The organism is Telluria sp. ZT3P25, assembly GCF_059685895.1.
Genome location: NZ_JCASIJ010000001.1, coordinates 2,372,741 through 2,389,183 on the forward strand (window position 1 = coordinate 2,372,741; position 16,443 = coordinate 2,389,183).

A 16,443-nucleotide genomic window follows, 5' to 3' on the forward strand; every position below is an offset into this window, starting at 1 on the left:
GCTTGATTCATTTGCCGGCGGCTGGCGTGCGGGTGCGGCGTTTTGGCGCAAGCATCGTGCCTGTGCAGCCGGGTGTACCGCAGCGGCAGGCGAACAGTTTCTTGAGCTTGGGCGTATGGCGCTCTTCGTAGATCAGGGCGTAATTGTAGTTCAGCTCTTCACCGGCGTCGATGTCGTGCATCGCGTGGATATAGACCTTGCCTTCATCTTCGAACGCTTCGCAGTTGGGCGAGCACGCGTGGTTGATCCAGCGCGCTTCGTTGCCGCGCCGGCCGCCGTCGATCACGCGGCCGTCGGCCAGGCTGAAATAGAAGGTATGGTTGACCGGGCCGCCGGCCTTTTCGGCGCGCTCGGTCGCGAGGTCCCAGCTGATGCGCTCACCGCGGTACTCGATGATGCGCTCGCCCGCGGCGATGGGCTTCCTGGCGAAGACGCCGTTACCGTGGATGGGCGACTGGCGCACTTCGTACGACGGGCCGCTATCTAGCGTGGCAGTGCTGGTGTCAGCGGGCGTGGCTGGGGTTCGCTTGGTGGTCATCTGGGTGGCGCAAGGACGAAAAAAAGAGAGCGTCCATTATGGCCGCATTCGCGCGAAACCCCACGCACTCGCGGCTAGACGGGGAAATCCTCCTCGCGGTATTCGGGCGCATCGCCCGCGTCGCCGCGTCGCCCTGCTTCTTCGCGCCGCAACTCGACGCGCCGGATCTTGCCCGAGATGGTCTTGGGCAGCTCGCGGAACGTGATGCGCCGGATCCGCTGGTACGGCGCCAGCCGCGCGCGGCTGAACGCGAACAGCGCGGCGGCCATCTCGCGGCTCGGTGCAACGCCGGCGCGCAGCGTGACGAACGCCTTTGGCACCGACAGCCGCAGCGGGTCGGGACTCGGTACGATCGCCGCTTCGAGCACGCTCTCGTGTTCGATCAGCACACTCTCGAGCTCGAAGGGGCTGATGCGGTAATCGGCCGACTTGAACACGTCGTCGTTGCGGCCCACATAAAAATAATAGCCGTCGCTGTCGATCGCCGCCGTGTCGCCCGTGTGGTAGTGGCCGGCGCGCATGACGTCGCGCGTCTTGCCGGGATCGCCCTCGTAGCCCGCCATCAGGCCGACCGGATTGGCCGCCAGCACCACCGCGATCTCGCCTTCGGTGGCCGGTGCGTCGTCCATGTCGAGCAGCGCGATGCGGTAGCCCGGCAGCGCGCGGCCCATCGAGCCGGGTTTCAGGGGCTGGCCCGGGGAATTACCGATCTGGCAGGTGGTCTCGGACTGGCCGAAACCGTCGCGGATGCGGATGCCCCAGGCGCGCTCGACCTGCTCGATGACTTCGGGATTGAGCGGCTCGCCCGCACCCACCAGTTCGCGCAGGGCCGGTTTGCAGGCCGCCAGGTCTTCCTTGATCAGCATGCGCCAGACGGTCGGCGGCGCGCACAATGACGTCACGCCGCAGCGCTCGATCACGTTCAGCACGGCGGCGCCGGCGAAGCGTTCGTAGTTGTAGACGAACACGGTAGCGCCCGCGTTCCAGGGCGCGAAGAAGCAGCTCCAGGCATGCTTGGCCCAGCCGGGCGAGCTGATATTCCAGTGGATGTCGCCCGCCTGCAGGCCAATCCAGTACATCGTCGACAGGTGGCCGACGGGATAGCTCTGGTGCGTGTGCAGCACGAGTTTCGGCCGCGCCGTGGTACCCGACGTGAAGTACAGCAGCAGCGGATCGGTGGCCAGCGTCTCGCCCTCGGGCACGAATACGCTCACCACCGCGTGGCTGGCGGCGTAGTCATGCCAGCCTTCATTGCTGCCTTCGTGCACGCCGCCCACCGCGATCCGGGTAAAACAGCCCGGCAGCGCATCGAACTTGTGCGCCTCGGATGCCTGCGTGATCACGTGCTTGATGCCGCCGCGCGCGATCCGGTCGGCCAGGTCGGCGCCGGAAAGCAGCATCGTCGTGGGCACCAGCACGGCGCCCAGCTTGATCCCGGCGAGCATGACTTCCCATAGTTCGACCCGGTTCGGCAGCATCAGCAGCACCCGGTCACCGCGCCGCACGCCGCAGTTGCGCAGGTACTCGGCCACCTGGCTGGAGCGGGCGGCCATGTCGGCGAACGTGATCCTGTGCTCGGCGCCGTCTTCGTCGACGACCCACAGCGCGATGCCGTGGTTGTCCCGGGCCTGGTGGTCGAAAAAGTCGAGCGCCCAGTTGAAGGTGGTCAGTTGCGGGGGCTGGTAGTCGCGGCAGGCGGTGTCGTAGTCGAGCCGGTGCTGCTGGAGGAAGTCGCGCGCCTGCACGAAGCGCTGGGTGGGCGTCATGGTGGTCTCCTGATGGGGTTGCAGGGGCAGGCTGCGCCACGGCGCGCCTGCTGTCGTGCTGCCACGCCATCATGCCACCAAATGCGCGCGGCTTGCCAATTCCCGTTGGCGGCCCGTTTCGAGAGTAGAATTCGGCTCCAACAAACTAAAGGCACGTGATGAAAAAGACTGACATGGCAAAAGGCGACGCCAAGAAGATTCAAGGCCAGATGGCTGCCCGGGGCGCCGTCGTCGGCGCGCCAGCAAAAGATGCGGTGCCGGATCGCCGCGAACAGCGCGAACGCGACCGCGCGCTGGGACTGGTGCCGTTCGCCGTCAAGCTCAATGGCGATCTGGTAGCGCAGCTGCAAACGCTGAGCAAGGAGCGCGGCGTCGAACTCAATGCGCTCGTGGCCGAGCTGCTGCAAAAAGGCCTGGCCGACTAAGCAGGAACCGCCATCTGAGGGCGTTCACAATATCGCTTGACAATACTTTCTGGCAATCCTAGAGTGATATCACTTTGATGTCACACCCACCCAGAAGAGGTTCAAGCATGAACGCATCGCACACCCGCCGCGAAAAGGCATTTTCGTCCGCGAATGGTTACCTGGCCGCCTGCGCCGGCATTGTTTTCCTGCTGGGTGCGGCGTACCTGTTCAAGACCGGCGTCGAAACGCCCGCCGGTCTGCCGCTCCTGGGCGCAGTCGTGCTGGGACTGGCCGGCCTGCTGTGCCTGACAGGCCTGTTCATGCTGCAGCCGAACGAAAGCGCCATCCTCACCCTGTTCGGCAAGTACATCGGCACCGACCGCAGCGAAGGCCTGCGCTGGGCCTTCCCGCTGTACGTCAAGCGGCGCCTGTCGCTACGCGCCCGCAACTTCAATGCGCCCACGCTGAAGGTCAACGACAAGCGCGGCAACCCGGTGGAAATCAGCGCGGCCGTCGTCTGGCGCGTGCGCGATACGGCGCAAGCCGTGTTTGAAGTCGACGATTTCGAGCGTTACGTAGCCATCCAGGCCGAAGCGGCGCTGCGGCACCTGGCCTCGCAATACGCGTATGACGAAGGCGAAGATCTGCCGCAGGGCGAGACCACGCTGCGCGCCGGCATGGACGTCGTTGCCGATGCCCTCAAGACCGAGCTGCAGGCGCGCTTCGAAGCGGCCGGTGTGGAGGTGCTCGACGCCAAGCTGACCCACCTTGCCTACGCCGCCGAAATCGCCCAGGTCATGCTGCGGCGCCAGCAGGCCGAAGCCATCATCAGCGCCCGCAGCAAGATCGTGCATGGCGCCGTGAGCATGGTCGAAGCGGCGCTGAAAGGGTTGTCGGAGCGCGGCATCGTCGAGCTGGACGACGAGCGCAAGGCGGCGATGGTCAGCAATCTGCTCGTGGTACTGTACTCGGACAAGGAAACGCAACCGATCATCAACACGGGCACGCTGTACAACTAGCGGCCGACCAGTATGGCAAGTCCAGGAAAAAAAGCATTCGCGCTACGGATCGACCCGGCGCTGTGGGATGAACTGCAGCGGCTGGCCGCGCGCGACCTGCGCAGCGTGAACGCGGAAATCGAATTCCTGCTGCGCGAAGGCCTGGCCCGGCGCGGCGTGAAACTGGCCGAGCCAAAGGGCCAGAGCGATACTGACGGGGAAAGCTGACAGCGGGACTATAATCGGGGCTGAACCTCTGCCGGCCTATCCCATGATCCCCGCCTCACCCTCCCCGTCCACACCACTCGTCAACATCCAGGCGCTCAAGTCGTGCGCAGCCTGCAGCATGCACCAGCTATGCCTTCCGATGGGCCTGGAAGACGCCGACATCGTGCGCCTCGACCAGATCATCGGGCGGCGCCGGCGGCTGGTGCGCGACGAGCGCCTGTACCAGGTGGGCGAGCCGTTTCGCAACCTGTACGCGGTGCGCTTCGGCCACTTCAAGACCTTCCAGATCAACGCCGCCGGCGAAGCGCAGATCACGGGCTTTCAGATGGCCGGCGAATTACTGGGCATGGACGCGATCAGCGGCACCCACCACTGCGACGCGGTCGCGCTCGAGGACAGCGAAGTCTGCGAAATCCCCTTCGTGCGGCTCGAAGAACTGTTCGGCGAAGTGCCGGCGCTGCTGCGCCACTTCCACCGCATCATGAGCCAGGAAATCACGCGCGAGCAGAACGTCATGCTCCTGCTGGGGAATATGCGCGCCGAGCAGCGCTTCGCCGTCTTCCTGGTCAACCTGTCGGCACGCTACGCGGCGCGCGGCTATTCAAGCACGCAGTTCCAGCTGCGCATGTCGCGCGAAGACATCGGCAATTACCTGGGCCTGACCATCGAGAGCATCAGCCGCCTGATGTCGCGCTTTAAAAAGCAGGGCTGGCTTGGCGTCGACAAGCGCGAGGTCACGCTGCTCGATCCGGCCAAGCTCAAGGCGCTGGCGGCGGGAACGGATGTGTGCAGCCCGATGGAATGATGCGGGGATCGAAGCAGGTAGCGCGCGGCGCCCCCTCGTAGCGCAAGTTGTAATACCCGGTTTCAAAGCCAGCAGGCGCAGCCAGGCGGACGTAAGATCGGCATCGAATCGTCGTGACGATGCATCGACGATGCCCTGACTACCTACCTGACCATTTGCCATGATTCCTGCACGCCCATACCTGCCCTTGCTGTTGTCTGCGCTGATCCTCGCTGCCCCGCCCCCGGCGGCCGCATCGATCCTGCCCGACGTGCCGGACATCAGCGCCGTTACCGACTACCGTCCCAAGATTCCGCTGCGCGTCTACAGCGCCGACAAGGTGCTGATCGGCGAATTCGGTGCCGAGCGGCGCGACTTCGTGCAGATCGCGAAGGTGCCTGCCCTGATGAAGACCGCCGTGCTGGCGATCGAAGACACGCGTTTCTACGAGCATGGCGGCATCGACTGGATCCGGGCACTGGGCGCGGCCAAGGCCAACATCACCGACTTCGGCAGCCAGGGCGCCTCGACGATCACGATGCAGGTGGCGCGCAACTTCTTTCTGTCGCGCGACAAGACGCTGCCACGCAAGCTCACCGAAATCGCGCTGGCCTACAAGATCGAGAAGGCGCTGACCAAGGACCAGATCCTCGAGGTCTACCTGAACCAGATCTATCTCGGCCAGCGCTCGTACGGCTTTTCCAGCGCGGCGCGCACCTACTTCGGCAAATCGCTGAACGACCTGACGCTGGCAGAAACGGCGATGCTGGCCGGCCTGCCACAGAATCCGTCGAGCAGCAATCCGGTCACGAACCCGGCGGCGGCAAAGAAGCGCCAGCAGACGGTCCTGCGCCGCATGTTCGAATTAAAAGCGATCACCGAGCCGCAGTACCGGCGCGCGCTGGCCGAGCCGTTGACACTCAGGCGTGACGGCGCCGGCTACGGCGGGCGCGCCGCCTGGGTCGCCGAGATCGCGCGCCAGGCCGTGCATACCCGCTTCGGCGCAGCGGCCTACGAACGGGGGATCACGGTGACGACGACCGTCATCGCCGCCGAACAGGAAGCCGCCTGGGATGCGGTACGCCGTAACGTGGTCGCCTACGACCGGCGCCACGGCTACCGCGGCCCGGAAGCGCGCATCGCGTTGCCGGCAGCAGGCGACGCGCGCGACGATGCGGTGGCCGCCGCGCTGCAGAAACGCCCGGCCGTGGACGGCTTCGTGCCCGCCGTCATCGTGAGTGCATCGGCCAAACGCGTACGTGCTGCGACGACGAGCGGCGAGACCATCGAGATCACCGGCGCTGGCCTGCGTTTTGCAGCAGGCGCACTGGCACCGGCAGCGAAGGCTGGCGTGAAGCTCGTCCCCGGCGCCGTCATCCGCCTGAGCAAATCGCAAGGCGACTGGGCGATCACGCAACTGCCTGAAGTGGCGGCCGCATTCGTCGCAGTCGATGCCGGGACGGGGGCCTACCGCGCGCTGGTCGGCGGCTTCGACTTCGGGCTGAACAAGTTCAACCACGTGACGCAAGCCTGGCGCCAGCCGGGATCGAGCATCAAGCCGTTCGTCTACTCGGCGGGGCTGGAACGCGGGTTCTTTCCCGGCACGCCGATCCTCGACGCGCCACTCGACCTTGGCGGCGACAACGGCGCTGCCGGCTGGTCGCCGCGCAATGACGACAATACGTTCGAGGGCCCCGTGACGGTGCGCCATGCGCTGACGCGCTCGAGGAATGTGCCCACCGTGCGCATGCTGCAGGCGATCGGCGTCGACGACACGCGTGCACATCTGGCGCAATTCGGCTTCGACCCCGCGCGCCATCCGCGCAACCTGACCATGGCGCTGGGCACCGGCGCCGTCACGCCACTGCAGATGGCAGGCGCCTACACGGTGCTGGCGAACGGCGGCAACCGGGTCGAGCCCTGGCTGATCGCCCGCATCCAGGATGGCGACGGCAAGGTCGTCTACGAACACGCCCGCAAGGAGCCGGTGCGCGTACTCGATGCGCGCAACGCGTTCATCACCGACAGCATGCTGCGCGACGTGGCACGCGTGGGTACGGCGGCAGCCGCGTCACGCCAGCTGGGGCGCAGTGACCTGGCCGGCAAGACTGGCACGACGAGCAATGCAATCGACGGCTGGTTCGCCGGCTACAGCGGTTCGGTGGTGGCGGTGGCGTGGATGGGCTATGACGAACCGCGCTCGCTGGGCGGACGCGAATTCGGCGCGACGCTGGCGCTGCCGATCTGGGTCGACTACATGCGCGTCGCGCTGGCCAACGCCCCAGAACGCGCGCCGATGGTGCCCGATGGCATCGTGAACGTGGCTGGGGACTGGGTGTATGCGGAGTATGCGGATCAGCAGCAGCAGCTGGAAACGCCATCGCCGCCGGTAGACAGCATCGACACGCTGATGGAGAACCTGTTGCAGGAACGCCCGCCGCGCCAGTAGCTACAGCTCGATTACCAGCGCCGGACGATACCCTTCCTGCTCGCCCTTGCTCAGATACCCGAGTGGATTGGCCACGACGCGGCAGCCCCATGACAGCGGGCCGTCGCGCCCCTCCACCACGTAATCGTTCGCGCAGTGCAGGTGCCCATGCATCCACACCTGCGCGCGCTTGAACAACGCGTCCAGCGAATTGCAGAAGCCGGCCGTGCCGGGCGTCTTGCCGTAGCGCGGGTCGGTGCTCTCGAGGCTCGGGGCAAAATGCGTGACGACGACCGTCTTGCCCTCGAACGGCGTGGCCAGCGCGGCGCGCAGCCAGGCCTGGCAATCGAGCGCCAGCGCGCGGATGCCTTCGGCCAGCACCGGCTCGCCATCCTTGATGGTCGTGTTCTTGCTCAGGTAGTAGTTTGCGGCGCGGAAGGCCTTGGTGCGCTGCTGCAGCTGCTTCGTCAGCGGCGCGCCCTCTTCCACCAGTGCGTCAAAGTCGCTCCACAGCGTGGTGCCGATGAAACGCACGTTATCGATCGTGACGATTTCGCGATCGAGCCAGGTGATGCCCAGGCGCGTGCAAGTCTCTTGCAGGCGCGCGTAGGTGGCGTCGTAGTCGAGCGCGTCGAATTCGTGGTTACCGGGGATGAACAGCACCTGCGCCTGCGCCAGGGCGGGCACCAGCAGTGGTGAAAAACGTTCCAGCCCGAAGTCCTGCGTGAGCAGGCGCGAGCCGGGTTGGTACGAGCCGATGTCGCCGGCCAGCACCACGACGTCCGTGCCCGGCAGGATCTGCGGCTGGAAGTCGGGGTACCGTTCGAGGTGGAGGTCGGAAAAAAGCTGTATGCGCATGGCCGGCGAGTATAGCGCAAGCGCCCCTCGCCGGCCCGCAACGCACGGGTTTTTAGAACCCGATATTGGCCGTCAGGCTGGCCGAACGCGCCACGCCGGGCGTGTAGCGGTAGCCGCTCTTGTTGATCGCGACGACATATTTTTCGTCGGTCAGGTTGTAGACGTTCAGGCGCAGGTCGATGTTCTTCGTCAAGCGGTAACCCAGCATCGCATCGACCACCCAGTACGAATCGGTATAGGCCGGGGTGCCGATGGCGCCGTCGGTGCCGCGTTTGAGCTTGTCCGAGAAGCGCGCGCCGCCGCCGACCCGCAGGCCCCACGGCAGGTCGTACGAGGTCCAGGCGGTGAACGATTGCTTCGGGGTGTAGGTCAGGCTGTTCTCGCCCGAGGCAGTCACGTTGCGGCCACGTTCGACGCTGGTGTCCATGTAGACGTAACCGGCGCTGACGAGCCAGTGCGGTGCCAGTTCGCCCGTTGCGCCCAGCTCGATGCCCTGCACGCGCTTCTCGCCCGTCTGGTAATACTGCAGGTTGACCGGATCCTGCTCGACCTCGTTCTTGACATCGGTGCGGAACAGCGCGCCCGACAGCGACAGCTTGGACTTGAGCAGATCGAGCTTGCCGCCAAATTCGGTGGTGGTCGACTCTTGCGGATCGTAGATCGGATTCTGCGCGCTGTTGGCATTGCCCGAGACGGTGAAATTGCCGCCCGGTGGCTGCTTCGAGCTGGCGATCATTGCATACACGCTGCTGTTGGCGGTCGGCTTGTACAGGGCCGACAGCTTGCCGTTGACCAGGTTGTCGCCGACCTTGAAGCGGTTTGCCACGAGGACGTTATTGGTCAGCGCCACGGTCGAATAATCGGCGCGGAAATGATCGAGCCGCACGCCACCATTGATGATCCAGCGCTCGCCAATCTTGGCGGTATCGAACACGTACAGGCTCTGGGTATCGACCTCGCCTTCGTTGTAAGCGCCGGTGCGGTGCACGTTCACGGGCACGGTCGGCGCGTCGTTCGGATTCGGGTTGTAGATGTTCGCGGCCGGCAGCGTGCCCAGGCCCGTCAGGCCCCAGGTGGTCTGGCGCTCGCTGGTCAGTTCCAGACCGCTCACCAGCGTGTGCTTGACCGCGCCGGTGTCGAACTGCGACGTCAGCGTCGTCACGTTGGTCAGGATTTTATTTTCCTGGTCCTTGCCGGTGCGGATGCTGCGCGCCAGCGTCCACGTGTTCGGGTCGGCCGCGTTGGGGGTGCGCAGGTTGGCAGCGCTGGTCAGGAATGCACTGAGCAAGTAGTCCTGCGACGTCTTGCCGTAGCGGCTCGTGTTCTGCAGCTTCATCGTCGGCGAGAAGTCATGCTCGATGCGCACCGTGGCCATGTCGGCCTTGACGTCATCGTAGTCGCCGGTCGAACCGTAGAAGTTCTTCGGATCGACCTTCTTGCCGTCGGTGACGAATGGCCGCGTGCGGTCCGGGCTCGTGTAGCCAGGCAGGCCGATGACATAGACGCCACCGTCAGGGATGTTGTTCTGGTCGACGTGCAGGTAGTCCAGATGCACGCGCGTAGCGCCGTTCAGGCCAAAACCGATGCTCGGCGCGATTGCCCAGCGCTTGTTTTCGACCACGTCACGCGAGGCGCTGCCGGCGTCCTGGGCCAGCACGTTCAGACGCAGCGCAATGCCGCGCTCTTCGTCGAGCACCTGGTTGACGTCGGCCGTGACGCGCTTTTGCGAGCCGCTGCCGCCGGTGATCGCGGTCGACATCGCGTTGGTCATGCTGGCTTTTTTCGACACCAGGTTGACCGAGCCGGTCGGCGAGCCGCGGCCATTGTCGGTGCCCGCCGGGCCCTTGAGCACTTCGATCTGTTCGAGGTTGAAAACGTCGCGCGAGATCGAGCCGATGTCGCGCACGCCGTCGACGAAAATGGAGCTCGACGTGTCGAAGCCGCGCATGAAGATCGCGTCGCCGGTGGTGGTGTTGCCGTTCTCGCCCAGGAAGAACGCGCCCACGCCTGGCGTGTTGCGCAGCGCTTCGGTGAGCGTGAGGGCGCCCTGCTGCTCGAACAATTCTTTCTTGATGACCTGGAGCGTCTGCGCGGTATCGACCAGACGCTCGGTGTACTTGGGTGACGACGCCTGTTCGGCGCGGAACGCGTTTTCGTATTTGCCGACGATCTCGACCTTGGTTTCAGGAACGACGTCGACGGGGGCCGCTGCATCGATGCCGGCAGCCTGCGCGCCGAGCGGCAGCAGGACAGCAGCCAGCGCGGTGCGCATGACCTGGTTGCGGGTGGACGAATGCTTGCGGCTTGTTATTGCTTTCATGGCGAGACGGTCTCTTCGGTGTGAGTGGGTGGAAACACTGCTTGAAAAACAATGATTCTACCGGGAATGTAAGCACATGTAAACGATAATCATTATCATTTGCATTCGTACCACACCGTTTTGACGCTGCTCACACTGGGCTGCAACCCGGCGTTTTGCCACAGGTGCGCGGCGTCGGAACACGCGTGTTGGCGATCGCCTGTGACGCCATCGACGGCAGTTTGGTTGCCTGGCGCAATCGCGTTTTCGGCGATCATTCACCCGATGCTTCGCAGGACCATTGCAACCCGATGGGCAGGTTCAGCGAAGCGAGAAGCATGTGAGTTATTTGCAACACCATAAAAAAAAATGAATCGTGCGCGCAGCAAAAATCTCCTCGTATCTTTAGCATGCACCATTAACATTTTTTTAATAGCCAAGGAAATATCGCAATGAATACTGTCTCAGTCCGCCTCTTGTCCAGCCTGGTCCTGATGGCCGCTTCGTTCTCGGCCTCGGCCGGTCCGACCGTGGTCGGAGCGCTTGAAGTCAAGGGCGTATTCAATGAAAAAATTGGTCCTGCGCCGCAATGTGCGTCCACCCTCGGCGGCAAGCTTGCCGGCCACGGTGAGACGGCCGACGGAACGCCAGTCGCATTCGTCGGTGGAGATTGCTTCGCCCAGTCTGGCACGACGTTCACCTTCAGCAATGGCAAGTTCATCCTGCTGTACCCGAACGGCGACCAGATCTTCGCCAACTACGGTGGCCAGTTCGTCCCCACTGGCGCGGGCACGGCCTATGTCATGAACGGTGGCACCTTCACCATCACTGGCGGCACCGGCACCTACTTTCACGCAACCGGCGGCGGCTCGCTGAGCGGCACCGAAGACTTGTCCAACGGCGCCGGTACGATTGGTTTGTCGGGTCGTGTTTACTACAAGCCGAAGTAATCGCTGAAACAGTACCGAACTGCGTCGTAACGGCCTGAGGAAGAAGAGCGGCATCCATCCCAGTGCCGTTCAATCAGTACAGCCGGTACAGCCGGGGTCAGATCTGACATTCGGACACGACCTCAGCCGTAGCAACCTCCCATAGTGCCTTGTCCAGTGTCGGCATGGCCCGGTCCCAGGTAGTTCCGACGACCCGACTGTCGGGCTCGTGTCCGAATGTCAGACCTGACCCCGGCTATTGCAAAAAAAAATCTCCGCGCGGGCCTTCCCTACGCGGAGATCTGATCATGTAGGCATTGGCCTAGCCCGAAACACAGCAAAAATCAGGGTCACAGCAAAAATCAGGGTCAGGTCTGACATTCAGACACGGCCTCTGCATTAAGCAACCACGGTCTATCCGGTTGGAATAAACGTAGTGTTGAGTTTGTGTCCGAATGCCAGACCTGACACCGTAATTTTCATGTGTCCGAATGCCAGACCTGACACCGTAATTTTCAGACACCGTAATTTTCGTCCCTCAGCAGGTTAGAACGGGTTCCGTCGACGTTGACGTCCGGATCGCAGTAACACGCTTGCGTGCAACCGGGGCGAGCGAGCGTGTGGCAACAGGCTGCGCGTTGCCACTGCGCGTTGTCTGGGCACCGGCGACCAGCTTGAAACTGTCGACCAGCTTGGTCAATTCTCCTGCCTGGCTTTGCATATTCTCGGCAGCTGCTGACGCTTGCTCGACCAGCGCCGCATTTTGCTGCGTCACCTCATCCATTTGCGTGATCGACTGATTGACTTGTTCGATGCCTTCGCTTTGTTCCTGGCTGGCCAAGGTGATGTCGCTCATGTAGCCGGCCACCTGCTGCACCTGTGTGACGATCTCATCCATCGTCTTGCCAGCATCGTCAACCAGCTTGCTGCCCGCCTCGACCTTCTCCACTGAGTCGCCGATCAGGGACTTGATCTCTTTGGCGGCACCTGCAGAGCGCTGCGCAAGATTGCGCACTTCGGCGGCCACCACGGCGAAGCCGCGGCCCTGTTCACCGGCTCGAGCGGCCTCGACTGCTGCGTTCAAGGCCAGGATGTTCGTCTGGAATGCGATGCCGTCGATGACGCCGATGATATCGACGATCCTGCGGGAGCTTTCCCTGATTGACCCCATCGTGCCGACCACCTGGCCGACTGCCTTGCCACCTTTTATCGCCGTTTCGGATGCAGACGCAACCAGGCGGTTCGCCTCGCGTGCACTGTCAGCGTTCTGTTTGACGGTGCTGGTCAGTTCTTCCATCGAGGAGGCGGTTTCCTCCAGTGAGCTCGCCTGCGATTCGGTGCGGGCCGACAGGTTTGCATTGCCAGTGGCGATTTCGGCAGCGCCGATATTGACGACTTCTGTCGCTTCCTTGATCTGGCCAACCAATAGCTTCACATTCGTTTGCAGCACGCGTAGCGTTTGCATCATCTGCGCAAGCTCATCGTCGCCATTGGCGTCAATCCTGGCGCTCAGGTCGCCAGCGCTCATCCGTTCAATATCTTGCTTGACGTTTTGCAGTGGCACGACGACGGCGCGATACAGCAGGAATCCAGACGTCAGGCCCAGCAGGATACCGAGGATAGAAGCAGCGATCGACCATGTGTTGAACTGCTTGTTTTCAGACCCCAAGAAGAGCAGGTTTGCAATGAACAGAAGCGTCAGCAGGCCGGACGACAGCATGATTTTCGATTTGATCGACAGGATTCCCAGCAAGTCAAAGCGCCGGAAGAATGAGCGCGCGACGATCGAGCCGCCGTGCACTTCGAGTTCGTTACTGCCGCTTTTGATCGTGCGATAGGCCTTCTCGGCGGCAGCTACCTGCTCCCGGCTCGGCTTGACGCGAATCGATGTGTACCCGACCATCTTGCCGTTTTCCAGCATGGGCGCGGCGTTGGCCTCGACCCAATAGTAATCGCCATTCTTGCAGCGATTTTTTACCATGCCAGTCCATGCTTTTCCGGCTTTGATGGTGCTCCAGAAGTCCTTGAACGCTTCAGCCGGCATATCCGGGTGCCGCACGATATTCTGCGGAGAACCGATGAGTTCTTCTTCCGAGAAGCCGCTGATTTTGCAGAAATCATGGTTGACGTAGGTGATATTTCCGCTCAAATCAGTTTTAGAAACAACCGTTTCCGTCTCCTTCAGGATGTATTCGGAATTCGTTACCGGCATATTGGTTCGCATTGCTGTCTCCTCGGATGGTACGTTGTAATTTGGTCTTGCTTGATCAGATTTTTATATGCACGATTTTCGTGCCGCTGCGACGTGGTTAATCGAGCACGGCATGTCTTTGAACAGCGAAACAGACGTCGTGTGGCAGCTTTTTTAATCGCGCCATTTCAGTCATGAATATCAACCCGTCGACATCGGCCGGCATCAGTTTTCGGCGCCTGACCACAGCCCATCTGGTGGCTGCCTTGCCCGCTGCGAATATTTTTCCCGGCCATAGTTACGCACTGCATCAATCACATCGTGCAAGGTCAGTAGTAACCTGATTCGTCTCGGCGAACGGTCGAGTCCTGCCGCACCCGCGCCGCCTATCCAGATTTCCATGTCCTGCGGTATTACGCTGCGCAGTTCCTTTAAATAGGGAAGAATCCGGCGCTTTGGAAATGCTGCGCTAAAGCATAGACAGACGATATCCGCGCGATAGTCGGCGGCAGCAATTGGTAATTCCTGAATGGGCGTCTGAGGGCCCAGCGAAATACAGGAGGCACCGTGTAGCGATGCCACCGCAGTCACCATGAGGATGCCCAGCGTATGCAGCTCGCCGGATGGCGTCGTTATCAGCATGCGGGGCCGGCCGTCGGGCGGGGTCACTCGCGATATTTCCTCTCGGATCAAGCTTTGTATTATTTCTGAATACACATGCTCATCTCGAATCCCAATTTTCTCCTGCTCCCAGGCGGTTCCCACAGCGCTGTTTAGCGGACACATTACTTCCATGACAAATTTTTCCAAGCCATGGCGTTTGACTCCCTGCTTCAATTGGTTGTCCAGAGCGCTGTGGTCGCGCAATTGAAGCAGTGCCATCAACTCGTGCACCACGTGCGAGTCCGTATCGGATCCTGAGTTCCCGATGCTCTGTTGATGCAGCAGCGATTGCAATGCGTCCTCGCTCAAAGAGGCCAGCAGGGAAACACGCATGCCGTTGTCGATCAGACGCTTGATCAGCTTGAGGCGTACCATTTGGTGCACCGCATAAACCCGATGGCCACTTGCGTCCCGCTCTGGCACGGGAAACCCATAGCGCTCCTCCCACTTGCGGAGCACTTCCTTTGAAATACCGGTATGCAAAGATATTGCTGCAATTGTGCAAACGTCCGACATGGAAGCCTCGGCTTTTATCTAAATGTCTTAGACAAAAGTATGATTTATTCCTTGGCCTCTTGCAACATGTATTTACGTTTGCAATTTATAATTGCGAACACGTAACTTATTAAAAGTACGTGTTTGTTCAATCACATTATCAATGTTTTTTATCGGGTCTAAAAAGCGGTGGAACGAGAAACCCGTCAGGTGTACTGTCAATCGTGGCCAGGTCCGTTTCAAGCTGCCGTCTCCGCTTTGTTGAACTTCTCGGCAAATAAGACTGCTGATACGCACCCAGAGCGCGCATGTCGCCGCTGACCGCGCCGTCTGCACATCGGAAAAAGACCGGTACATCATGCGCATGCACAGAATTCTGGATATTGCCGCACTCATCGGGTTTCCGGCAGCGCGCGCCGATGTCATCGTGGACTGGAACGTACGCGCAAACGCGACGATGGTTGCCGAAGGGCCGAAGGCGGCCGGAAATCCATTTGCCATGGCGCGCACGCTCACAATCATGCATGTCGCGATGTCGGACGCGATCAATGCATGCGATCCGACCATGACCAGCTATCTGGCAGATTTGCCCAAACAGCCAGACGCTTCAGTCCTGGCAGCGGCGCACGCCGCTGCCAGGACTGTCCTCGTCGCGCTTTACCCGCGACAGGTTGACCAGATCGATCCGCTGTATCTGTCTGCCCTGGCAGCGCTTCCCGATGATGTGGCCAAGGTGTCAGGTGTCCGGATCGGGATCCAGATTGCCCGCATGATGCTTGCCAAACGCGAAGACGATGGCGTCTTTGACAGCACGGATACCTACCGGCCCGCGACATCGCCCGGTACGTATGTCCCAACCGGCCTGCCAGTTGCCAGCAATGTGGCTATCCGAAAACCGTTTTCGATGCGTGAGCATTCCCAGTTCCGGCCTGGACCACCGCCATCACTGCACAGCGCACTCTGGGCGCGGGATGTCAACGAAACCAATGAATGGGGCGCGGCAAACAGCGCACGCCGCGATGCGGTGCAGACCGAAACCGCGCGGTTCTGGGAACAGCTCGGGCCGCCAGCGTGGAACCAGGTCGCCCGCGCTCTGTCGACGAACAAGCCCCTGTCGCTGGCAGAGAGTGCACGCGGATTCGCGCTGCTGAACCTGGCGATGTTCGACAGCTATGTGGCAGTGTTCGATGCCAAGTATCTCTACCATTTCTGGCGTCCCATCACTGCGATCCGCAATGGAGACCTCGACGATAACCCTTTGACGCAACGCGACGCGAACTGGAAGCCCCTGATCGACACCCCGCCCCATCCGGAATACCCTTGCGCGCACTGCGCAGCCGATGGCGCTGCCGGCATCGTTCTCCGATCGGTCTATGGCGCCGGACCTGTTCCCTTCACGGTCACCTTCGCCGCCATGCCCGGTGTGGAACGCAACTACACGAGTATCCAGCAGATGCAAAACGACATTTCCATGGCCCGTATATGGGGTGGCGTCCACTATCGCAACAGCAATGAGGTCGGTACTGCGCTGGGCACAAAGGTAGGCACCTATGTGCTGGGAACGACCTTGCTTCGCGGTGATGCGCACCAGCCGCGATCACTGCGTCCGGCACATTGACTGATTGTTGGGGACAAGTTCCCCTGACCCGCAAAAGCATCCCAAGACCAGCGCATACCACCTTCATGAAACACCTTGCGCTAGCCGCGACGCGCATTTTCTGGTCAGTTCAGGCTGTCGCATGCTTGCGTCATACAAGCCTCATCAATACACGAACGAAAAAAAGACTGGGGTCCTTCGCACTGGAGCGTCGCAAGCGTTCACGACTGGCTTGGCCCAGTCGATGCGCATGATCTCCCGG

The 16,443-nt window shown here is 61.9% G+C and carries 14 protein-coding genes; 7 read left to right on the forward strand and 7 right to left on the reverse strand.

The annotated features are described in order from the left end of the window. Nucleotides 1-7 precede the first annotated feature (7 nt). On the reverse strand, nt 8-538 hold the full coding sequence (locus AC56LY_RS10605; protein WP_499579114.1) for an SET domain-containing protein: 531 nt from the start codon (nt 536-538) through the stop codon (nt 8-10). A 74-nt stretch (nt 539-612) separates the two neighbouring features. After that, a complete protein-coding gene (locus tag AC56LY_RS10610) occupies nt 613-2,304 on the reverse strand; it encodes an AMP-binding protein (protein ID WP_499579115.1) in 1,692 nt (563 codons plus the stop codon). A gap of 158 nt (nt 2,305-2,462) precedes the next feature. On the opposite strand from AC56LY_RS10610, the gene AC56LY_RS10615 reads away from it, so the two are divergent. The 5 genes from AC56LY_RS10615 (at nt 2,463) to AC56LY_RS10635 (ending at nt 7,170) form a co-directional block, all read left to right on the forward strand. Beyond that, entirely contained in the window at nt 2,463-2,729 is a 267-nt protein-coding gene (locus AC56LY_RS10615; RefSeq protein WP_499579118.1) for a hypothetical protein, read from the forward strand. Between the two features lie 107 nt (nt 2,730-2,836). Then, entirely contained in the window at nt 2,837-3,730 is an 894-nt protein-coding gene (locus AC56LY_RS10620) for an SPFH domain-containing protein (RefSeq protein ID WP_499579120.1), read from the forward strand. A gap of 12 nt (nt 3,731-3,742) precedes the next feature. Further along, complete coding sequence (locus AC56LY_RS10625) at nt 3,743-3,937, forward strand: type II toxin-antitoxin system antitoxin (protein ID WP_183553196.1); 195 nt, start codon at nt 3,743-3,745, stop codon at nt 3,935-3,937. Nucleotides 3,938-3,980: 43 nt separating this feature from the next. After that, complete coding sequence (fnr, locus tag AC56LY_RS10630; RefSeq protein ID WP_499579125.1) at nt 3,981-4,742, forward strand: fumarate/nitrate reduction transcriptional regulator Fnr; 762 nt, start codon at nt 3,981-3,983, stop codon at nt 4,740-4,742. Nucleotides 4,743-4,902: 160 nt separating this feature from the next. Next, nucleotides 4,903-7,170 (forward strand): penicillin-binding protein 1A, encoded by a 2,268-nt coding sequence (locus AC56LY_RS10635; RefSeq protein ID WP_499579130.1) that lies wholly within the window; start codon nt 4,903-4,905, stop codon nt 7,168-7,170. Here the strand turns inward: AC56LY_RS10635 and AC56LY_RS10640 are convergent, their stop codons facing one another. The 3 genes from AC56LY_RS10640 to AC56LY_RS10650 form a co-directional block, all read right to left on the reverse strand. Further along, a complete protein-coding gene (locus AC56LY_RS10640) occupies nt 7,171-8,007 on the reverse strand; it encodes a metallophosphoesterase (protein WP_499579132.1) in 837 nt (278 codons plus the stop codon). It lies immediately after the preceding gene. A gap of 52 nt (nt 8,008-8,059) precedes the next feature. Then, nucleotides 8,060-10,327 carry a catecholate siderophore receptor Fiu gene (locus AC56LY_RS10645; RefSeq protein WP_499579134.1) on the reverse strand — a complete coding sequence of 756 codons (2,268 nt, stop codon included), beginning with the start codon at nt 10,325-10,327 and terminating at the stop codon, nt 8,060-8,062. Nucleotides 10,328-10,422: 95 nt separating this feature from the next. After that, the gene (locus AC56LY_RS10650; RefSeq protein WP_499579136.1) at nt 10,423-10,584 is read right to left on the reverse strand and encodes a hypothetical protein; all 162 of its coding nucleotides are present in this window, start codon (nt 10,582-10,584) and stop codon (nt 10,423-10,425) included. Nucleotides 10,585-10,758: 174 nt separating this feature from the next. On the opposite strand from AC56LY_RS10650, the gene AC56LY_RS10655 reads away from it, so the two are divergent. Continuing rightward, entirely contained in the window at nt 10,759-11,256 is a 498-nt protein-coding gene (locus AC56LY_RS10655; protein WP_499579138.1) for a hypothetical protein, read from the forward strand. Nucleotides 11,257-11,773: 517 nt separating this feature from the next. Here AC56LY_RS10655 and AC56LY_RS10660 read toward each other — a convergent pair. Continuing rightward, nucleotides 11,774-13,459: a methyl-accepting chemotaxis protein gene (locus AC56LY_RS10660; protein WP_499579141.1), complete on the reverse strand. Its 1,686-nt coding sequence runs from the start codon at nt 13,457-13,459 to the stop codon at nt 11,774-11,776. 192 nt (nt 13,460-13,651) lie between these two features. After that, the gene (locus AC56LY_RS10665; RefSeq protein WP_499579144.1) at nt 13,652-14,605 is read right to left on the reverse strand and encodes a MerR family transcriptional regulator; all 954 of its coding nucleotides are present in this window, start codon (nt 14,603-14,605) and stop codon (nt 13,652-13,654) included. A gap of 337 nt (nt 14,606-14,942) precedes the next feature. On the opposite strand from AC56LY_RS10665, the gene AC56LY_RS10670 reads away from it, so the two are divergent. Continuing rightward, the gene (locus AC56LY_RS10670) at nt 14,943-16,202 is read left to right on the forward strand and encodes a vanadium-dependent haloperoxidase (RefSeq protein ID WP_499579146.1); all 1,260 of its coding nucleotides are present in this window, start codon (nt 14,943-14,945) and stop codon (nt 16,200-16,202) included. The last annotated feature ends 241 nt before the right edge of the window (nt 16,203-16,443 follow it).

Excerpts from the sequence above, each read along its gene's own strand:
- AC56LY_RS10605 (WP_499579114.1), bottom strand. The coding sequence starts at position 538 with ATGACCACCAAGCGAACCCCAGCCACGCCCGCTGACACCAGCACTGCC.
- AC56LY_RS10610 (WP_499579115.1), bottom strand. The coding sequence starts at position 2,304 with ATGACGCCCACCCAGCGCTTCGTGCAGGCGCGCGACTTCCTCCAGCAG.
- AC56LY_RS10615 (WP_499579118.1), top strand. The coding sequence starts at position 2,463 with ATGAAAAAGACTGACATGGCAAAAGGCGACGCCAAGAAGATTCAAGGC.
- AC56LY_RS10620 (WP_499579120.1), top strand. The coding sequence starts at position 2,837 with ATGAACGCATCGCACACCCGCCGCGAAAAGGCATTTTCGTCCGCGAAT.
- AC56LY_RS10625 (WP_183553196.1), top strand. The coding sequence starts at position 3,743 with ATGGCAAGTCCAGGAAAAAAAGCATTCGCGCTACGGATCGACCCGGCG.
- fnr (WP_499579125.1), top strand. The coding sequence starts at position 3,981 with ATGATCCCCGCCTCACCCTCCCCGTCCACACCACTCGTCAACATCCAG.
- AC56LY_RS10635 (WP_499579130.1), top strand. The coding sequence starts at position 4,903 with ATGATTCCTGCACGCCCATACCTGCCCTTGCTGTTGTCTGCGCTGATC.
- AC56LY_RS10640 (WP_499579132.1), bottom strand. The coding sequence starts at position 8,007 with ATGCGCATACAGCTTTTTTCCGACCTCCACCTCGAACGGTACCCCGAC.
- AC56LY_RS10645 (WP_499579134.1), bottom strand. The coding sequence starts at position 10,327 with ATGAAAGCAATAACAAGCCGCAAGCATTCGTCCACCCGCAACCAGGTC.
- AC56LY_RS10650 (WP_499579136.1), bottom strand. The coding sequence starts at position 10,584 with ATGATCGCCGAAAACGCGATTGCGCCAGGCAACCAAACTGCCGTCGAT.
- AC56LY_RS10655 (WP_499579138.1), top strand. The coding sequence starts at position 10,759 with ATGAATACTGTCTCAGTCCGCCTCTTGTCCAGCCTGGTCCTGATGGCC.
- AC56LY_RS10660 (WP_499579141.1), bottom strand. The coding sequence starts at position 13,459 with ATGCGAACCAATATGCCGGTAACGAATTCCGAATACATCCTGAAGGAG.
- AC56LY_RS10665 (WP_499579144.1), bottom strand. The coding sequence starts at position 14,605 with ATGTCGGACGTTTGCACAATTGCAGCAATATCTTTGCATACCGGTATT.
- AC56LY_RS10670 (WP_499579146.1), top strand. The coding sequence starts at position 14,943 with ATGCGCATGCACAGAATTCTGGATATTGCCGCACTCATCGGGTTTCCG.